Origin of the sequence: Enterococcus sp. DIV2453a (genome assembly GCF_050533535.1) — a bacterium.
In the GTDB taxonomy this organism is placed as follows: Bacteria; Bacillota; Bacilli; order Lactobacillales; family Enterococcaceae; genus Enterococcus; species Enterococcus faecalis.
The window spans coordinates 118,995-137,537 of sequence record NZ_CP172899.1; the positions used below are offsets into that span (position 1 = coordinate 118,995).

The 18,543-nt window shown below is 39.9% G+C and carries 19 protein-coding genes; 10 read left to right on the top strand and 9 right to left on the bottom strand.

Annotated elements, in window-relative coordinates; translation table 11 throughout:
• Window positions 1–6 precede the first annotated feature (6 nt).
• Together IGK03_RS00505 and IGK03_RS00510 are read right to left on the bottom strand one after the other, a co-directional pair.
• Entirely contained in the window at window positions 7–450 is a 444-nt protein-coding gene (locus IGK03_RS00505) for a MepB family protein (RefSeq protein WP_033598877.1), read from the bottom strand.
• The gene (locus IGK03_RS00510; RefSeq protein ID WP_142961136.1) at window positions 447–1,859 is read right to left on the bottom strand and encodes a PLP-dependent aminotransferase family protein; all 1,413 of its coding nucleotides are present in this window, start codon (window positions 1,857–1,859) and stop codon (window positions 447–449) included. The genes IGK03_RS00505 and IGK03_RS00510 overlap by 4 nt, the downstream gene beginning before the upstream one ends.
• A 97-nt stretch (window positions 1,860–1,956) precedes the next feature.
• Here IGK03_RS00510 and IGK03_RS00515 point away from each other — a divergent pair, with 97 nt between their 5' ends.
• A complete protein-coding gene (locus IGK03_RS00515; protein WP_430602405.1) occupies window positions 1,957–2,922 on the top strand; it encodes an ornithine cyclodeaminase family protein in 966 nt (321 codons plus the stop codon).
• Window position 2,923: 1 nt separating this feature from the next.
• The gene (locus tag IGK03_RS00520) at window positions 2,924–3,712 is read left to right on the top strand and encodes a PhzF family phenazine biosynthesis protein (RefSeq protein WP_104859627.1); all 789 of its coding nucleotides are present in this window, start codon (window positions 2,924–2,926) and stop codon (window positions 3,710–3,712) included.
• A 47-nt stretch (window positions 3,713–3,759) separates the two neighbouring features.
• Here the strand turns inward: IGK03_RS00520 and IGK03_RS00525 are convergent, their stop codons facing one another.
• The 6 genes from IGK03_RS00525 to coaA all read right to left on the bottom strand — a co-directional run bounded on the left by IGK03_RS00525 (window position 3,760) and on the right by coaA (window position 9,977).
• Window positions 3,760–4,305 (bottom strand): ATP:cob(I)alamin adenosyltransferase, encoded by a 546-nt coding sequence (locus IGK03_RS00525; RefSeq protein WP_010816962.1) that lies wholly within the window; start codon window positions 4,303–4,305, stop codon window positions 3,760–3,762.
• 166 nt (window positions 4,306–4,471) lie between these two features.
• Window positions 4,472–4,849 carry a hypothetical protein gene (locus tag IGK03_RS00530; protein ID WP_002367622.1) on the bottom strand — a complete coding sequence of 126 codons (378 nt, stop codon included), beginning with the start codon at window positions 4,847–4,849 and terminating at the stop codon, window positions 4,472–4,474.
• Window positions 4,850–4,858: 9 nt separating this feature from the next.
• On the bottom strand, window positions 4,859–6,727 hold the full coding sequence (locus tag IGK03_RS00535) for a C39 family peptidase (RefSeq protein WP_202520321.1): 1,869 nt from the start codon (window positions 6,725–6,727) through the stop codon (window positions 4,859–4,861).
• A gap of 102 nt (window positions 6,728–6,829) precedes the next feature.
• Complete coding sequence (locus IGK03_RS00540; protein WP_174084206.1) at window positions 6,830–7,159, bottom strand: hypothetical protein; 330 nt, start codon at window positions 7,157–7,159, stop codon at window positions 6,830–6,832.
• Window positions 7,160–7,297: 138 nt separating this feature from the next.
• A complete protein-coding gene (guaA, locus tag IGK03_RS00545; RefSeq protein WP_010707970.1) occupies window positions 7,298–8,860 on the bottom strand; it encodes a glutamine-hydrolyzing GMP synthase in 1,563 nt (520 codons plus the stop codon).
• Window positions 8,861–9,053: 193 nt separating this feature from the next.
• Complete coding sequence (gene coaA / locus IGK03_RS00550) at window positions 9,054–9,977, bottom strand: type I pantothenate kinase (RefSeq protein ID WP_002361524.1); 924 nt, start codon at window positions 9,975–9,977, stop codon at window positions 9,054–9,056.
• 154 nt (window positions 9,978–10,131) lie between these two features.
• Here coaA and IGK03_RS00555 point away from each other — a divergent pair, with 154 nt between their 5' ends.
• The gene (locus IGK03_RS00555; protein WP_002356161.1) at window positions 10,132–10,719 is read left to right on the top strand and encodes an SGNH/GDSL hydrolase family protein; all 588 of its coding nucleotides are present in this window, start codon (window positions 10,132–10,134) and stop codon (window positions 10,717–10,719) included.
• A gap of 14 nt (window positions 10,720–10,733) precedes the next feature.
• Window positions 10,734–11,342: a class I SAM-dependent methyltransferase gene (locus IGK03_RS00560; RefSeq protein WP_002356162.1), complete on the top strand. Its 609-nt coding sequence runs from the start codon at window positions 10,734–10,736 to the stop codon at window positions 11,340–11,342.
• A gap of 32 nt (window positions 11,343–11,374) precedes the next feature.
• On the opposite strand, the gene add is transcribed toward IGK03_RS00560, so the two are convergent.
• Window positions 11,375–12,388: an adenosine deaminase gene (add, locus tag IGK03_RS00565; RefSeq protein WP_002368573.1), complete on the bottom strand. Its 1,014-nt coding sequence runs from the start codon at window positions 12,386–12,388 to the stop codon at window positions 11,375–11,377.
• Window positions 12,389–12,546: 158 nt separating this feature from the next.
• Between add and IGK03_RS00570 the strand changes: the two genes are divergently transcribed.
• The 6 genes from IGK03_RS00570 (at window position 12,547) to IGK03_RS00595 (ending at window position 18,427) form a co-directional block, all read left to right on the top strand.
• Window positions 12,547–13,554, top strand: coding sequence for a substrate-binding domain-containing protein (locus tag IGK03_RS00570; protein ID WP_002356164.1), 1,008 nt, complete (start codon window positions 12,547–12,549; stop codon window positions 13,552–13,554).
• A 140-nt stretch (window positions 13,555–13,694) separates the two neighbouring features.
• Window positions 13,695–14,996: a pyrimidine-nucleoside phosphorylase gene (locus tag IGK03_RS00575; RefSeq protein WP_002356165.1), complete on the top strand. Its 1,302-nt coding sequence runs from the start codon at window positions 13,695–13,697 to the stop codon at window positions 14,994–14,996.
• Window positions 14,997–15,023: 27 nt separating this feature from the next.
• Window positions 15,024–15,686: a deoxyribose-phosphate aldolase gene (gene deoC / locus IGK03_RS00580; protein ID WP_010707972.1), complete on the top strand. Its 663-nt coding sequence runs from the start codon at window positions 15,024–15,026 to the stop codon at window positions 15,684–15,686.
• Entirely contained in the window at window positions 15,655–16,119 is a 465-nt protein-coding gene (locus tag IGK03_RS00585) for a cytidine deaminase (protein WP_002387503.1), read from the top strand. Before deoC ends, IGK03_RS00585 begins: the two co-directional genes overlap by 32 nt.
• Window positions 16,120–16,214: 95 nt before the next feature.
• Window positions 16,215–17,288, top strand: a complete 1,074-nt coding sequence (locus IGK03_RS00590) for a BMP family lipoprotein (protein ID WP_002356168.1) — start codon at window positions 16,215–16,217, stop codon at window positions 17,286–17,288.
• A gap of 53 nt (window positions 17,289–17,341) precedes the next feature.
• Window positions 17,342–18,427 carry a BMP family lipoprotein gene (locus tag IGK03_RS00595; protein WP_002356169.1) on the top strand — a complete coding sequence of 362 codons (1,086 nt, stop codon included), beginning with the start codon at window positions 17,342–17,344 and terminating at the stop codon, window positions 18,425–18,427.
• Window positions 18,428–18,543 lie beyond the last annotated feature (116 nt).

The following is an 18,543-nucleotide window of genomic DNA, read 5'->3' on the forward strand; positions in this document are numbered from 1 at the left end:
ACGTTTTTAGTATTTAGATAAATCAGTAAAGTAAGTTAGTTGCCATTTTTGTGTTTTTTTTGCGGTTTGATTAAGGTTTTGGCACCAAGAAGGATAAAAACGGGCCGCCATTTTGCCTTTTTGTTGGTGCGTTTTGAGAATTTTTTGTTGGATTAAACATTCTTTCGGCAGAAGAAAGAGACCTTGCTTTTCTTGATCAGCAATGACAATTGCTAACATTTCAGGGGCTTCCGTAGCATCAAAGGCTTCGTTCTGATTTTGTTGATTTTTTTCCCAGAAGGCTGCAAAATAGCCTTCTTTTTTCGGCGTTTTTTTGGCTAAGCGACTGCGGATAAGTTGTTGCGATTCATTAACTTGGCATAAAAAGCCTTCATATTCGGCATTTTGTTTTTCTTCGGAAAGCAGGGTGATCGCGCCCACTGCTTTTTCAAGTATTGGCAATGAATTCATAGGGAATGTCCTTTCTTTTCGTTTAACGTCGGTAAGAGTTCTTGGATAATGGTTAATCCTTTCGCCAATACCTCAAGCTGATTGGAGGCCAAGGAAATTCGTAAAAAAGCATCTGGCTGATTTTGCACAGTAAAGCGGCTCGAGTGAAAAAGACGTACCCCATTTTGGAGAAATTCTTGTTCAATTTGCGGCGCCGTTTTTTCGGTAGAAAGGGGAATAGTTCGGTAGTACGGCAAAGGATTGCTAGGTCTAGCTAACCCAAAAATGGTATCAAATAAGTCATTGGCTTGTTTTGTTAAAGCCAATTTTTCTATCACTAATTCTTCTGCAACTGGTGAGCGTAAGACTTGGGTGACAATTTCAGCATCAAAGCCAGAAGTTTTAACGTTAATATTAAAAATCGCACGCTCTATTTCTTGGCGAAGAAGCGGAGGGAAAACAAGGTATGCAACGCGTAAGCCTGTACAGACAAATTTTGTCATCCCCGCTAAGTAAATCGTTTGTTGAGGTAAGAGTTCTTGAAACGTTGGTAAAACTGCTTGCTGTGCATAAGTTGTTAAAAAAGAATGAATGTCATCTTCAATTACCCATAAGTGTTCTTGCTGAATAATTTCAGCTAAAGTCATTCGGCGGGCGCTAGACATTTGGAAACCAATCGGGTTATTACATGCGGGCATTAAGAAAATACCGTGTATTTTTTTCTTTTTGCATTCTTGCAGTAAATGCTCTGGGTCCATCCCCTCGGAATCATAGCCAATCGGGACGATTTCTAAATGATAAAGCTGGGCGAGTTCAATAAAATTTGAATACGTGTATCGATCTACGGCAATCCGCTGACCTGGAGAAAAAGCGGCGGCTAACGTCACGGCCAGCCCATTCTGGACACCAGATACAATGGCAACTTCTTCGGCATTGGTCCGAACGCCTTGTGTCTGAAGCCATTCGGCAGCGGTTGCTCGTTGAAAGTGCGTACCTAAAGGATCGCGATAATTTAGCAAACTGTTAAGGGCCGCATTTTTACTAACGGATTCAATAAAAGGTAAAATCCGCTGATTACACATATCAAAGGAACTAACCAGCCCTAAATCAATTAGATGGTCCGCTACTTGGTTGGTAGAGATTGTAATTGAGTGAAACGCGTTGGGAGAAACGAAAGTGCCGCTACCGATGTTGGTATAAAGTAAGCCTTTTTCCATAGCATGTTTATAAGCTTGACCAATCGTCGTGAAATTCAGATCCAAGTAATCAGCTAATTCTCTTTGCGAAGGCAATTTCACATTTTTTTGAAGTGCACCAGATAAGATATCCGCTTCTAATTGTTGAACCAATGATTGGTAATAAGGTCTTGTTAAACGTTCTTTAACAGGGCGCCATGACAACGCATAGTTCTCATAGGAATTAATCGGCATGAGGGGAATTTCCTTTCTATAAAATTGTATTCCATACAATTATAGCATTGAGTGTATTGTTTGTCTGGTTTATGATAGCGCAAAGGGAGGAATTCAGATGGACATTATTTCTTATGAGAGGGTCATTCAACAATTGTCGTTTTCCGAAGCAATTCAAGTGATGAAACGTTGCTTTGCAGAGTTGCAAAAAGGAAAAATTTCGCAAAGTGAGCGCCATGTAGAGGTTTTACCAGATGGGGAAAATCAGAATCTTTTTGCATTAATGCCTGCTTACTTAGGAAAAAATCGCTTTTTTGGGGCAAAAATCATTACAGCTTTTCCAGAAAATCCACAAAAAAATTTGGCCTCACATCTTGGTCAAATTTTATTGTTTGATAGTTCTACTGGAAGACCAGTTGCGATGATGGACGCCAATGCGATTACGTGGCTTCGCACAGCAGCTGTTTCTGCTTTGGCAACCGATTATTTAGCAGCTCCAGAGGCAAAAAGTATCGCTTTGATTGGTGCAGGTCAACAAGCTTCGTCTCATCTCGCAGCGCTACAAAGCGTTCGGGCGATTGAAAAGGTTTTTATATATGACCGAATAGCAGAACGCGCACGAAAATTAATCGCTAAGCAACAGCACAATTACCCCGCATGTACCTTTATTGGTTGTTCTTCTGTCCAAGAAACCGTCCAGGAAGCGGAAATTATCTGTACACTAACTTCCAGTCAGGACGCATTTTTAGAAGAAAAAGACGTTTTGCCGAATGCCCATATCAATGCAATTGGTACATTCACGCCGACTTCCAGAGAATTAACAAGCGACCTTGTTAAAAACAGTCAAGTGTTTGTAGATGAGTATGCGGCTGCATTAAAAGAAAGCGGGGATCTTTTAATTCCGATTTCAGAAGGTGCCTTTTCAGCTGAAAAAATTGTAGGTTCTCTCGGCGAATTAGTGACTGGCAAAGTTAAACTAAAGGCGGAGCAGAAAGGCCGCACGATTTTTGATGCAGTTGGCTTAGCAGTTGAGGATTTGTGTTGCGCGGAATACATTTATCAAAAAATACAAGGAGAGAATTAAAATGAGTTATTCCTATTATATTGTCGATGCTTTTGCGGAGGAAGTTTTTAAAGGCAATCCCGCAGTTGTTTATGTTTTGGAAAAATGGTTGCCAGAAGCGGTGATGCAAAACATTGCGATTGAAAATAATTTGTCAGAGACTGCTTTTACAGTCAAAGTGGGACAAAGTTACGCCCTGCGCTGGTTTACGCCGGAACGAGAAATCGATCTCTGTGGACATGCTACATTAGCGACGGCTTTTGTGTTATTTAACTATTATTCCGTTGCGGAAGAAACACTCCATTTTACTAGTCAAAGTGGACCGCTCGCAGTGACCAAAAAAGAGGAATACTATTATCTAGATTTTCCTTATATCCTACCGGAAAGGATTCCAATTTTGCCAGAGTATGAAGTCGCTTTAGGCGCGAAAATTTATGAAGCTTATTTAGGCCGCGATTTATTTTTTGTCTTAAAAAACGAAGAGACAGTGGCAAAAATCACACCAGATTTTTCTGCATTAAAAGCATTGGATTTAGGAGTAGGAGTCATTGTAACGGCACCAGGAGACTCGGTGGATTTTGTTTCACGGACTTTTTTCCCGAAACTAAGAATTAACGAAGATCCAGTTTGTGGTTCTGCGCACGCCAATTTAATTCCTTATTGGGGAAAACGGCTCAATCAAACGACCCTTTCGGCCTATCAAGTGTCCCCAAGAGGCGGCTTTTTAACTTGTGAAGTGAAAGAAGATCGAGTCATTATTGGTGGTACTGCTAAACTATTTGCAAAAGGGGAAGCTTACTTGCCTGTATAAAAGTACACCGACCGCTAGCAATTCGTCGTTAGCGATCGGTGTACTTTTTAAATAGAATAGTTGCGAGAAACAAAGGGGACTTCTTCACCATTTTCGAGCTTATTTAGATACAAAGCTAACATGAAAAAGTAACCTGAGAGTAAGTTGACTACATCATACAGCTGCGGATCAATTTTTTTACCACCATAGTCCATGCGATAAAGTAAACGAACAATATCTTTGGCTTTGGCTCTTAAAATGTGTGCATAAGAGGAACAGATTGTGCCCATCGGTAAAACAAAAGGACGATTTTCTTCGTATGTCAGTTCATTCATAGCATTGACACGTTCCAAAAGCCAGGCTATTTCTTCCTCTGTGACTGTTAATTTTGTTCGAGTCGTTGGATTGACATGGTAGATTAACTCGCAAATTTTGGCTAGTTCTTCTGTTAGTGCAGGCTGTTCAGGGACGTCTAATTGTTGCACATATCCTCGTAGAAGACCTGTCATCGAGGCTAATTCATCAGTCATTAATTCAAAATCACATCGTAAATCTTCTGGTTTAGAAGATAGATACGGGTACGCTTCATACGGACTGCGGTACATTTTTTCCATTCAATTTCCCTACTTTCTAAAAATAAAAAGCCCTCAAAAAGAATGCACGAAAGCCAATCTTTTTGAGCGCCGTTGCTCGACTGTTCACAGTACACCATTGTACTTGCTAAGGTAATCATAGCCAAGAGTGAAGGGAGAGTCAAGGGGGAATCAATATGAGATAACTCTATTGATTTATTTTTTGTTTAATATAATCAATGACATCTTTCTTTTGTTCTTTAGCCTCTGATATATATTCCTTTAGTTCTTTATCCGTAATTGTTGAACTGTTAATTCCTTGTTCATACAATTGTCGTCTAGTTTTTGAAACATCATCTGTTGGATTCAATTCTCTATTCTTTAAATTCTCGGTTGTTTCAATTGTTATAGATGATGTAGAAGTTGGTGTTGTGTCCGGATTACTACTATCTTTTTTAGAAGACTGGGTAGTTTGCTGTTTAGTTGATACTTCAGTAGATGAAGAATCTCTATTTTTTTCCACAGTATTATTACTACATGCCGTTAAAAATAAGGCTAACAATAGTACAATAAGTTTTTTTTTCATTATATCCTCCTATAAAATAACGAAACATGGTCGGCCTTCTGTCCAATCAATTGGATCATTTGACGGGGTATTCCAAAGTGCTTGTGTTGACACCCAACCTGAGTAAAACTGGCGACCATACGGATCATAGGTTAAAGTGTAACCATTTTTGTACTCATGAACAACAATAGCATGTCCAATCCCAACATTTTGATATAAAATAACAGGATATCCTTCAGAAAGATAGGCGTTCAATGTAGCTACATCATTAATAACTTTGATCGAACGGCCATATGATTGAGCTGTTATCACTAAATCAGTTGCAGAAGCGCCAAAGTATCTTTGATTTAACCCGCCATAAGAAGCCATTCTTGTTGCAACACTGACAGGATTTACATTATAACCGTAAGAGCCTCTTAAAATCATAGATAAACTTGTTGGAACACATCCTGCTGCGCCAATGGTATAGTTTCCGATATAAGTATTAATCCATTGTGGGTCACGTTGAGAATAATAATAAGGTTTTTTCTTTAATCTTTCTGCACGTAATCTGTTTGCTATCTCTGCTGGTGTGCGAGCTTCATCGCCAACTAAAAAAGCTTTTCCAGATCCTTTAGGAGCCGTTTCACCCTTTCTAACTATTTTGATTTGAATAGCTTCCAATCGTTTAGATGCAGATTGACTCCCAGATGGTGCGCCATTAGCTGCCCAATTCAACCAACCTTTATCTTGGATATGAACACGGTAATAGACATCATAATATCTGGAAACATCTCCAGATAGGTTTATTTTAATCGCTTCTAAACGTAATTTTTTCCCACTAGTACCAGATAACTCACCATTTTTTTTCTTCTCTTGCCAACCAATACTTTGAACATGTGTCGAATATTCTATATTTCCGGCTAAAGCAGCATCACTAAGATTGATTTTAATCGCTTCTAATCGTAGTTTTTTTCCACTAGTACCAGCGCTTTCACCATTTCTAACAAACCCTTGCCATCCGATTTCTTGCACGTGTGTTTGATAATTGACATTTGGTTTGATTTCATCTGGACGTTTTGCTTCATTTCCAATTAAAAAGGCTTTTCCAGATCCTTCAGGTGCCGCTTCGCCCTTCTTCACTAATTTAATTTGAATGGCTTCTAATCTTTTAGCGGCGCTTTGACTACCTGCGGACTCACTGTTTTTTGCCCAATTCAACCAACCTTTATCTTCTATATGCACACGATAATAAACATCATATGCGTTAGCTATTTCTCCAGTTAAGCGAATTTGAATCGCTTCGAGCCGCAAAGACTTTCCGCTTGTACCAGACAATTGATTATCTTTCACATATCCTTGCCACCCAATTTCTTGGACATGTGTTCTATATTCTACAGATCCAGCCAAATCTGAATTTGAAATATTCATTTTAATTCCTTCAAGACGTAAAGAGCGTCTGCTAGTCCCAGATATTTCCCCGTTTTTGACAACCCCTTGCCATCCGATGTCTTGGATATGTGTCTGATAATTAATATCAGGAACTTTTTCTTCTGCTTTTGCCGGTGCTACAGGTGTGTCCTCATTACTTTGTGATGTTTCCAAAGTAGTTTCAGTATCGTCGCTACTATTTTCTGTATCATTAACAGTTGTTACTTCTGATGTAGAAACTTCAGTGGTAGAATCGGAGGTTGAGGAAGTGGAAGTTGTTTCTGTTTCCTCTTGAGAATTTATGATGCTTGGATTCATTTCTTCAGTGACACCGCTACTCATTTGTTGCTCCGTTAGAGATGTTTCTGAAGCCACCGTTTCTTCAGTAGTTCCCTTAGAGCGTTCCAAAGCGTAAGCAGAAATAGGGGTAACGAGAAATCCAGACAATAAAACCGCTAACATAGAACTAGTTATAACACTTTTTTTCATTAATTTACTCCTTCATAGCTTATTTATTATTTATAGTATACGACAACGTCAAAGGCCAAACAAGAACGTCTTGTTTTTATAAGAACAATAGTGAAAAAGTGTCTATAAAATGACTGAAAAAATTACTAGAAGTAAACCAATCAATAAACTGACAAGACCAGAAAGTTGACCTAATCGTTGTTGGGTAGAAGAAGGTTGATCGGTAACAGTGAGCAAACTTGAGAAAAAGTTCATTTTTTTCACGAGTATTAAATACGCAACAATAAGCAAAAGAATACCCGAAAAAAGGTACGAAAGGGGCTCAGAAATAAATTTTTGGGCACGAAGTAAAAAAATTCCTATGAAGAGGACAACAAAACCATACTTAAGAAAAGTTGCTTTTGACATGTTGAAATCGCTTCCTTTTAATTGATGAATTTTATTAATAGCCACTATTCTTATGATTAAATTATAGGACTTTGAGGGCGGTGGAGCAAAGGAAAAATGGAGAATGGTGGGAGGGAAGTGTGATAACACAAAAGAAAACCCGCTAGAAACACCTATAAAATAGGTTTTCTAGCGGGTTGATTGTTATTCCCACTCCACAGTTGCAGGTGGTTTTGAAGTAATATCGTACACGATACGGTTTACATGTGCAACTTCGTTCACGATGCGCACAGAGATTTTTTGTAAAACATCCCAAGGGATACGGGCAAAGTCAGCGGTCATGCCGTCGATAGAAGTCACAGCACGGATACCGACTGTGTAATCGTAGGTACGGCCATCGCCCATAACGCCTACTGAGCGGATGCCAGGTAAGACAGTAAAGTACTGCCAAATGTCACGATCTAAGCCAGCTGCTGCGATTTCTTCACGTAGGATAGCATCTGAATCACGAACGATTTGTAATTTATCTTCTGTAATTTCACCAAGCACACGAATACCTAATCCTGGTCCTGGGAATGGTTGGCGCCAAACGATTGCATCAGGCATGCCAAGTTCAGTTCCTAAGGCACGAACTTCGTCTTTGAATAATGTATTTAAAGGTTCAATTAATTCAAATTGCATGTCTTCAGGAAGACCACCAACGTTGTGATGTGATTTAATTGTTTGCGCAGTTTCTGTACCAGATTCGATGACGTCTGTGTAAAGAGTTCCTTGTGCTAGGAATGAAACGCCTTCTTCCCCAGCAAGTTTAGTTGCTTCGTCATCAAAAACATACACAAATTCGTTACCGATGATTTTACGTTTTTGTTCAGGGTCAGAAACGCCTGCTAATTTGCTTAAGAAGCGTTCTTTCGCATCTACTTTAATAATGTTTAAGCCAAATTTACCGCCTAAACTTTCCATTACTTGCTCTGCTTCACCTTTACGTAATAATCCATGGTCAACGAAGATACAAGTTAATTGGTCGCCAATGGCTTTTTGTAAAAGTACGCCGACAACACTTGAGTCAACGCCACCTGATAAACCAAGTAAGACTTTTTTATCGCCTACTTGTTCACGGATTTTAGCGACTTCCATATCGATGAAGTTTTCCATGCTCCAGTCACCAGTACAGCCACAAACATCAAAAGCAAAGTGACGTAATAAGTCGTTACCATATTCTGAATGACGAACTTCTGGGTGAAATTGTACGCCGTAGAATTTGCGGTTGGCATCTTCGATAGAAGCGATTGGACAATCGTTGCTTGTCCCAACTTTTTCGAATCCAGGAGCGATTTCTGTTACTAAATCACCGTGGCTCATCCAAACGGTTTGTTTCGCAGGTGTTCCTTGGAATAATGTCGCCTCACCAAGGATTTCTAATTCTGCTTTTCCGTATTCACGGTTTGCGGCAGGTTCTACTTTTCCGCCTAAGTTATGAGTCATTAATTGCATACCGTAGCAGATGCCAAGAATGGGAATTCCTAACTCATAAATTTCTGGATCAATGCTAAAAGCATCTTTGTCATACACGCTGTTTGGTCCACCTGAGAAGATGATTCCTTTAGGCGCGATTTTGCGAATTTCTTCTGCCGTAGTTCGGTGGCTTAATAACTCAGAGAATACGCCAAATTCACGAATACGACGAGTAATCAATTGGTTAAACTGACTACCAAAGTCTAAAACAATAATTTTTTCGACAGATGTCAAATCGGCAACGTTAGTCACGTCTATTACCCCTTATCCATTTAAATTTATCTAAAGAAAAGGCGGTTAAAAAGTGGTTCACTTTTGTTCCGTACTCTTCTTTGTCTAGCTATACTTATTAAAACATTTTACTCCTTGAAAGTCATGCATTCTGCTGAAAATTTTCAAGGATATTTCTACAAAAGATACAGGATATTTCTTAGCTCGTCAACCCTTAATATTTACGTAGATAGATTTGGTCAATCAAATGATTTTCCGTTTTATGCAAAATAATGTCCGCACGTCCGCGCGTTGGCAAGATATATTCCTCCAAGTTCGGCAAGTTCACGGTTTTCCAAACATTCCGTGCCATGGCGAAAGCATCTTCTCGTTTGCCAATTGCATATTGGTAATAATAATTATTAGGATCTAAGAAAGCCGTATCTAATAAGGCCCCAAAACGTTCTAGGTACCATTTTTCAATTAAGGCTGGATCGGCATCCACAAAAATAGAAAAATCAAAAAAATCACTCACATAAATTTGTTGATTGGCGGGTAACTGTAAGGTGTTAATGCCTTCAACAATCAGAATATCTGGTTGTTGAATCAACTCATATTCGCCTTCGATAACATCGTAGACACTGTGAGAATAGACGGGTGCTTTAATTTCGTCTTTGCCGCTTTTGACTTCGTTTAAGAAATTAATTAGCTTTTCCATGTCATAACTTTCAGGAAACCCTTTTCGGTCCATCATTCCCTGTTCTTCTAACACTTTATTGGGATACAAAAATCCATCCGTTGTAATGAGTTGAACGTTTCTTCGTTTAAACGTTCGGGCCAGAATTCTTTGCAAAAGACGAGCGGTGGTGCTTTTACCAACGGCGACACTGCCGGCAATTCCAATGATGAATGGTGGTACAGAGACATATTCATGTAGGAATAATCCTTTGCTAAGTGTTAGCGATTCAAATTCTTTCATGTACAAATGAATAAGATGCGTTAAGGGTACATAAATTTCTTGTACATCTTTTAGTGAAATTTGGTCGTTCACACTTTTAATGTTATCCAATTCTGCTTCGGTTAACGGTGCTTTGCCGTCATGATAAAACCCATGCCATTCTTCTCTGGAAATTGGGTAGTAATTCATTTTATCGTCCATTGTTCCTCCACCAAACCCTGTTCAATCTTTGTACATTTTACCATAATTTCACAAGGGAAACACAGGATTTTACAAAAGAATTCCCTTCTTCGCCAATTTATGATGAAAATGGTATCATGAAAAGAGAAAACTGTTAGAAAAGAGGGGAAAAGCCATGAGAAAAATTGTATTATTTGGTGATAGCATTACTGCTGGTTATTTAGACGAAGCCGTCTCACCTGTTCTTGTTGACTTAGTGAAACGGGATATTGCTGCGATGGGTCTAGAAGAAGTGGCTGTTATTAATGCTGGAATGCCTGGCGATACAACAGAGGATGGTTTAAAACGATTAAATAAAGAAGTACTAATTGAGAAACCTGATGAAGTGGTGATTTTCTTTGGCGCCAATGATGCGTCACTGGATCGAAATATAACAGTAGCCACGTTTAGAGAAAATCTTGAAACAATGATTCACGAAATTGGTTCAGAAAAGGTGATTTTAATTACGCCACCATATGCGGATAGTGGCAGACGTCCAGAACGTCCACAAACGCGTATCAAGGAATTGGTCAAGGTTGCACAAGAAGTCGGAGCGGCACATAACTTGCCAGTTATTGATTTGTATAAAGCGATGACTGTTTATCCTGGAACGGATGAATTTTTACAAGCGGATGGTTTGCATTTTTCACAAGTGGGCTATGAATTATTAGGTGCCTTGATTGTTCGAGAAATAAAAGGTAGACTAAAACCAAAACAAGCATAGATAGGAAGAACAAAATGGCGAATCATTATTATACAGAAAATCCAGAATTAGCACATGATTTAGAAAGCTGGTCTTTTCCATTACGTGGTCGGACCTTTCAGTTTACGACCGATAGCGGGGTCTTCTCAAGAGGAACAGTGGATTATGGTTCTCGTGTGTTGATTGATGCCTTTGAATGGGAAAATTTACCAGCAGGCCGTTTGTTAGATGTTGGTTGTGGCTATGGACCAATTGGGTTGTCCTTAGCAGCGGCGACTGGTCGACTGGTGGAAATGGTGGATGTCAACCAACGGGCGGTTGGGCTAGCTCAAATGAACGCCCAACGTAACCAAATTACTACTGTGGATATCCATTCTTCCAATGTGTATGAAACCTTAAACGAAACGACCTACGCGGCGATTGTTAGCAATCCGCCCATTCGTGCAGGCAAAAAAGTTGTCCATGGCATTTTAACAGGGGCTTTTCCGTTGTTGAAAGTTGGTGGCACACTAACGGTGGTTATTCAAAAGAAACAAGGTGCACCTAGTGCAGAAAAGAAAATGGCTGAAGTATTTGGCAATGTTGAAATTGTGACAAAAGACAAAGGCTATTATATTTTACGAAGTGTTAAAGAAGCAGAGTAAAAAAGAACCGCCACTTTAGTGGAGGTTCTTTTTTAGAATAGATATGCTTGATCAATTTTTTGGTTCAACAGTTTTTTTTCGTCTGGCGATAAAAAAGCACCTGCAAGCGCATTTTTAGTGAGTTGCTTCATTTCGTCATAACTTAATTGATACCAAGTGGCCAATTTCATGAATTCTTTCGTTAACGTAGTATCTGAAACAGTGCGATTATCGGTATTGATGCAGACGGCTAAGCCAGCCTCGATAAATTGTTGAAAAGGGTATTCAGCCAATGTTTTGACGGTGCCTGTTTGGAAGTTGCTAGTTGGACACATTTCTAAAAGAACCTTTTTTTCTTTTAAGAGCGCCAAGTATTCGGGTGTATCTTTCAAAGCAATACCGTGACCAATCCGAGTAGCACCTAAAGTGACAGCATCAGCGACATTTTTGCCACAGCCGCATTCCCCAGCGTGGAGTGTTAATGGAATTGACAATTGGTTGGCTAAAGCTAATACGTCTTCAAATGTGTATGGAGGAAAATCGACTTCATTGCCAGCTAAATCAAATCCGACAACGCCTGTTTCTCTGAAATCATGCGCTAAGTGAACGATTTTTTCTATGGCTTGTTGTTGGTCATGTCGCATGCCGCATAACAGTGCATTGCTTTTTACACCAAAATCTTCTTCGCCTTGTTTTAAGCCAGTTAAAACAGCAGTCACGATTTCAGGTAACCGTAAGCCTTTTTCTGTATGTTGGGAAGGCGCAAAACGCACCTCTATGTAAGCCACGCCATCTTCTGCAGCTTGGCTAATCACGTCATACGCCGCTGCTTGCAAAGCTTCGGCCGTTTGTAGACAGGTTAGCACGAAGTCGAACCGAGTTAAATAATCATTCAAATCGGTGCATTTTTCAGGGGCAACCACTAACTCTTTCAAGGCTTGTTCGTCTTGGGGTAATGGAATGTTTTGTTTTTCAGCAATGGTGCGTAAAGTGGTTGGTCGAATCGACCCATCTAAGTGACAGTGCAGCTCGATTTTTGGTAATTGACGGACACGGGATTCTTCCATGAAAAAATAGCCTCCATTTTCTTTTGTTTTTTAATCTTTTTAGTCTATTTCTTTTGTCTTTTTTTTGTTAAAATGTAAAAGATTCGATAAGTATTTTGAAGACTGTAACACGTCTACAAATGTCTGTCAATGCAAAAGGAGACGTTGGGAGGGGCGCGATGAAACTAACGATTAAAGAAATTGCTGATATGGCTGGTGTTTCTGTCACAACCGTCTCACAAATTCTGAATAATAAAGGGAGTCGTTTCAGTGAAAAAACCCGCAACAAGGTGTTGGCGGTAGTCGCTGAAAATCATTACAAACCAGATTACTTTGCTTCGAATGTAATCAACCGTCATTCCAAAACCATTGGTATGATTGTGCCAGATGTGACGGATTTCTTTTTCTCAAAAGTGATTGAAGGTGTAGAAACATATTTAAATTCGTTAGGCTACATGATTTTGTTATGCAATTCAAAGCATGATTCCGAGCAAGCGATGCAATATGTTAGCGAGTTGATTCATCGGTCGGTGGATGGCATTATTTTTGCCACGCCGAATGTTTTGCCAGAAAATCATATTTTAAAAGACCGACGAGAACATCCGATTCCTGTCATTCTTGTCGATCGTGGGATTAATCCACGAGATAGTGGACGATTAATCGTTAAAGAGTACGAAGGTGCTTATCAAGCGGTCCATCATTTGATTCAACAAGGGCATCAGCATATTGGCATGTTGCGTGAAAGTGCCGGCTATTATCGTTTGACGGAACGAGTGACGGCGTATCAGCATGCGTTACAGGACAACAATTTACCTTTTCGTCCGCATTATGTTTGTGCTGGGGAATTGAACTTGCATGGCGGCTATGCTGCGGCGAAAGAAGTTTTGAAAAATGAAGAAATCACAGCAATTTTTTGTGGTAATGATGAAATGGCGATGGGAGCTTATCAAGCCATTGAAGAAGCAGGCAAGAAAATTCCTGACGATATTTCGGTGGTTGGCTTTGATGGCTTGGAAATTTCCGAATATTTGGTGCCGAGTTTAACAACCGTCTATCAGCCGAGTTTTGATATTGGCTATTATGCAGCAAAATTTTTGGTGGAAGCTATTGCAGATCCAACAGGGAAAGTTCCAAATAAAGTTTTTGATGCGACGTTTATTGCTAGAAAAAGCACAAAACCGATTTAAAAAACAGCTTAGAAATGGAATGTTCGTGTTGTTTACGTTTTCAAAAGAAAAAAATAATAGTAAACTGGTTTACTAAATGGTTTAAAGCTGAACGATTTTGTTGTATAATACATTATCGGGAAATCGGAGGGAACGAATTCATGAGAATGGTAGACATTATTGAAAAGAAACGTGACGGGCATCAACTAACAAGCGAAGAAATTCAATTTATTATCAACGGATACACAGATGGTTCAATTCCAGATTATCAGGTAAGTGCCTTTTTAATGGCTGTTTTTTACCAAGATATGACAGACGAAGAAATTACACAAATGACGTTAGCAATGGTCCATTCAGGCGAAATTGTGGATCTTTCTTCTATAGAAGGAATCAAAGTCGACAAGCATTCTACAGGTGGCGTAGGCGACACTACGACGCTTATTTTAGCGCCATTAGTTGCTAGTGTCGGGGTCAATGTAGCAAAAATGTCTGGTCGTGGCTTAGGCTACACGGGCGGTACGTTGGATAAATTAGAAGCGATTCCTGGTTTTAAAGTTGAATTGACAGAAGAACGTTTTATTCAATTGGTGAACGATACAAAAGTGGCAGTGATTGGTCAGTCAGGTGATCTAGCACCAGCAGACAAAAAACTTTATGCGTTACGTGATGTGACCGCCACTGTTGACTCAATTCCATTAATTGCAAGTTCCATTATGAGTAAAAAAATTGCCGCAGGGGCAGATGCGATTGTCTTAGATGTGACTACTGGTGAAGGGGCCTTTATGAAAGACCTAGCAAGTGCTCGTCGATTAGCGGAAACAATGGTTCGCATTGGGAAACTGGCAAATCGCCAAACGATGGCAGTAATTTCAGACATGTCACAACCTTTAGGGGAGGCTATCGGAAATAGTTTAGAAATCGTTGAAGCAATCGAGACCTTGCAAGGAAATGGGCCAGAAGATTTAGTGGAGATGTGCTATGTCTTAGGAAGTCAGATGGTTGTTTTAGCTAAAAAAGCCGAGACGTTAGACGAAGCACGGGCTTTATTAGAAGAAGCATTAACAAGCGGTCGAGCGCTCGCAAAATTTAAAGAAATGATTGAAAATCAAGGCGGCGACAGTTCCGTTGTTGACCAGCCAGAAAAATTATTAACCGCAACTTATCAATTTGATTTACCTGCCAAAGAAACAGGCGTGGTACAAAAAATCGTTGCCAATGAAATTGGCGTTGCCGCAATGTTACTGGGCGCTGGTCGGGCTACGAAAGAAGATACGATTGATTTTGCAGTTGGCTTGAAACTTCACAAAAAAGTAGGGAGCCCAGTTGAAAAAGGCGAATCATTACTAACTATTTATGCCAATCGTGAAGACGTGACAGAAGTCGAACAATTGCTTTATAAAAACATTGAAATTGGACCAACCGGCGAAGAGCCTATTTTGATTCACGATATTATTACGGAATAAAACAATAAGAAAAGAGGAATTCTCATCATGGAATTAAACCGCATGATTGACCACACTATTTTGAAACCAGAAGCGACAGAAGCCGCTGTCCAAAAAATTATTGACGAAGCTAAGGAGTACAACTTTTTCTCTGTATGTATCAATCCTTGTTGGGTCGCTTTCGCTAGCGAGCAATTAGCAAATACCGACGTCGCTGTGTGTACCGTTATTGGCTTTCCTTTGGGGGCAAATACACCAGAAGTTAAAGCATACGAAGCAGCTGATGCAATTAAAAATGGTGCGAATGAAGTGGATATGGTGATTAATATTGGTGCATTAAAATCACAACAATACGATTACGTACGTCAAGACATTCAAGGCGTAGTAGATGCAGCCAAAGGAAAAGCGTTAGTCAAAGTGATTATTGAAACAGCATTATTAACAGACGAAGAAAAAGTTAAAGCTTGTGAATTAGCCAAAGAAGCAGGTGCCGATTTCGTTAAAACATCTACTGGCTTCTCAACAGGCGGCGCTAAAGTAGCAGACATTCGTTTAATGCGTGAGACAGTTGGTCCTGACATGGGCGTTAAGGCTTCTGGTGGCGTGCATAATGCAGAAGAAGCGCTAGCAATGATTGAAGCGGGGGCAACACGTATCGGTGCAAGTACGGGTGTAGCAATTGTTTCTGGCGCAACTGGCGAAGGGTATTAATTCGTATTTCAAATTAAACGAAGGTGTGGCGAAAAAGATGACAGTAAAACAAGAATGGCTTGATTGTGCCGTAGAAGCATTGGCACACGCCTATGTACCGTATTCTAACTTTCCTGTGGGCGCTTGCTTAGTGACTGCAGACGGGAAAATGTATCAAGGAGTCAACATTGAAAATGCCTCCTTTGGTTTAACAAATTGTGCAGAAAGAACGGCGATTTTTAAAGCCATTTCAGAAGATGAACGGACCTTCCAACATTTAGTTGTAGCAGGTAATACAGAGGCACCCATTTCTCCATGTGGCGCTTGTCGTCAAGTAATGGCTGAATTCTTTGATCCACAAATGCCGGTCACGCTAGTTGGTAAAGATGGCGCGACTAAAACAATGACAGTTGAGGCATTATTGCCCTATTCATTTACAGATAAAGATTTTTAAAAAAAGGACATAAGGTTTCGTTGGGCTCAAAGTAGATTTCAATAGCATAAATGCGAATGAAATAATAGATAAAATAGTAGGGGGCTTTTCGGAAAGTGAAACAAGCAAAATTTTTAGGTCTAGGATTGGCGGCAGTTGCCTTAACCATTGGGTTAGCTGCATGTGGTGGCAATAGCAAAAAGAACGCCAACACAAAAGGTGATCCACAACATAGTGTCGTAATGGTCACAGATACAGCCGGCATTGATGACAAATCTTTTAACCAATCTGCGTGGGAAGGAATGCAAGAGTGGGGCAAAGAGCACAAACTTCCAGAAGGACCTCAAGGGTATGCGTATATTCAATCAAATGAAGCATCTGATTATACATCAAACATTGACCAAGCCATTTCAAGTCAATTTAAAACGATTTTTGGCATTGGCTATTTACTAAAAAATGCAGTAGTAGATGCAGCGGACGCCAACCCAGAAACGAATTTCGTTCTAATCGACGATACAGTTAATGGGAAAAACAACGTCGCTTCTGCAACATTTAGAGATAATGAATCTGCGTATTTAGCAGGTGTGGCAGCAGCTAACACTACGAAAACCAACAAAGTAGGATTTATCGGCGGGGTTGAAGGACCTGTTATTGGCCGTTTCCAAGCTGGTTTTGAAAAAGGTGTAGCAGATGCTGGCAAAAAATTAGGAAAAGATATTCAAATTACGTCTACTTATGCAGGGACATTTGCAGACGCTTCAAAAGGACGGGCCTTAGCTTCTTCTATGTATCAAGCAGGTGCCGACATTATTTATCACGCAGCGGCGACTACAGGACAAGGAATCTTCCAAGAAGCCAAAGCGCTAAATGAAACAGGTTCAAAAGATAAAGTTTGGGTGATTGGTGTTGACCGTGACCAAAACGAAGACGGTAAATATACAACCAAAGATGGCAAGGATGATAACTTAACGTTAGCTTCAACCATTAAAGGGGTAAATATTGCTGTGAAAAAAATCTCTGATCTTGCATTAGAAGATAAATTCCCTGGCGGCGAACATTTAACTTATGGATTGAAAGATGGCGGTGTTGATTTAACAACAGAAGCCCTAAGCGATCAAGCCAAAACGGCAGTTAAAGAAGCCAAAGAACAAATCATCTCTGGTGACGTAAAAGTCCCAGACCAACCTTAGAAACAACTTAGTTGTTTAAATACATTAAACTATTTTTAGGAGGCTTTACAGAAATGAAAAAAGCAAAATTATTCGGTTTTAGTTTGATTGCATTAGGTTTATCAGTTTCACTTGCAGCATGTGGTGGTGGCAAAGGCAAAACCGCTGAAAGCGGCGGTGGCAAAGGGGATGCAGCGCATAGTGCTGTAATCATTACAGATACAGGCGGCGTGGATGACAAGTCGTTCAACCAATCTTCTTGGGAAGGATTGCAAGCTTGGGGTAAAGAACATGATTTACCAGAAGGTTCAAAAGGGTATGCATATATTCAATCGAATGATGCAGCTGACTATACAACAAATATTGACCAAGCGGTATCAAGTAAATTCAACACAATCTTTGGTATTGGCTACTTGCTAAAAGATGCAATTTCTTCTGCAGCAGATGCCAACCCTGATACAAACTTTGTTTTAATCGATGATCAAATCGATGGCAAAAAGAATGTCGTTTCTGCAACATTTAGAGATAATGAAGCAGCTTACTTAGCCGGTGTTGCTGCTGCAAACGAAACAAAAACGAACAAAGTCGGTTTTGTTGGTGGTGAAGAAGGGGTCGTAATTGACCGTTTCCAAGCTGGTTTTGAAAAAGGTGTGGCTGATGCTGCGAAAGAATTAGGTAAAGAAATTACTGTTGATACAAAATATGCGGCTTCATTTGCTGATCCTGCCAAAGGGAAAGCTTTAGCTGCTGCAATGTACCAAAACGGCGTTGATATCATCTTCCATGCTTCTGGTGCGACTGGACAAGGGGTCTTCCAAGAAGCAAAAGACTTGAATGAATCAGGTTCTGGCGACAAAGTTTGGGTAATCGGTGTTGACCGCGATCAAGATGCTGATGGCAAGTACAAAACAAAAGACGGCAAAGAAGACAACTTCACGTTAACTTCAACGCTTAAAGGTGTCGGCACAGCGGTTCAAGATATTGCCAACCGTGCGTTAGAAGACAAATTCCCTGGTGGCGAACATTTAGTTTATGGATTAAAAGATGGTGGCGTTGACTTAACAGACGGCTATTTAAACGACAAAACAAAAGAAGCTGTTAAAACAGCAAAAGATAAAGTAATCTCAGGTGACGTAAAAGTCCCAGAAAAACCAGAATAATTTAAGCTCCTAAATGAAAAAAGAAGGGCTCATTATTGTTCCTTCTAAAAATGAAGTGGTCCTTGGCAGCGACGGCTGCCAAGGAAACCCTTTATGATGTTTGGATTTTTAACTAA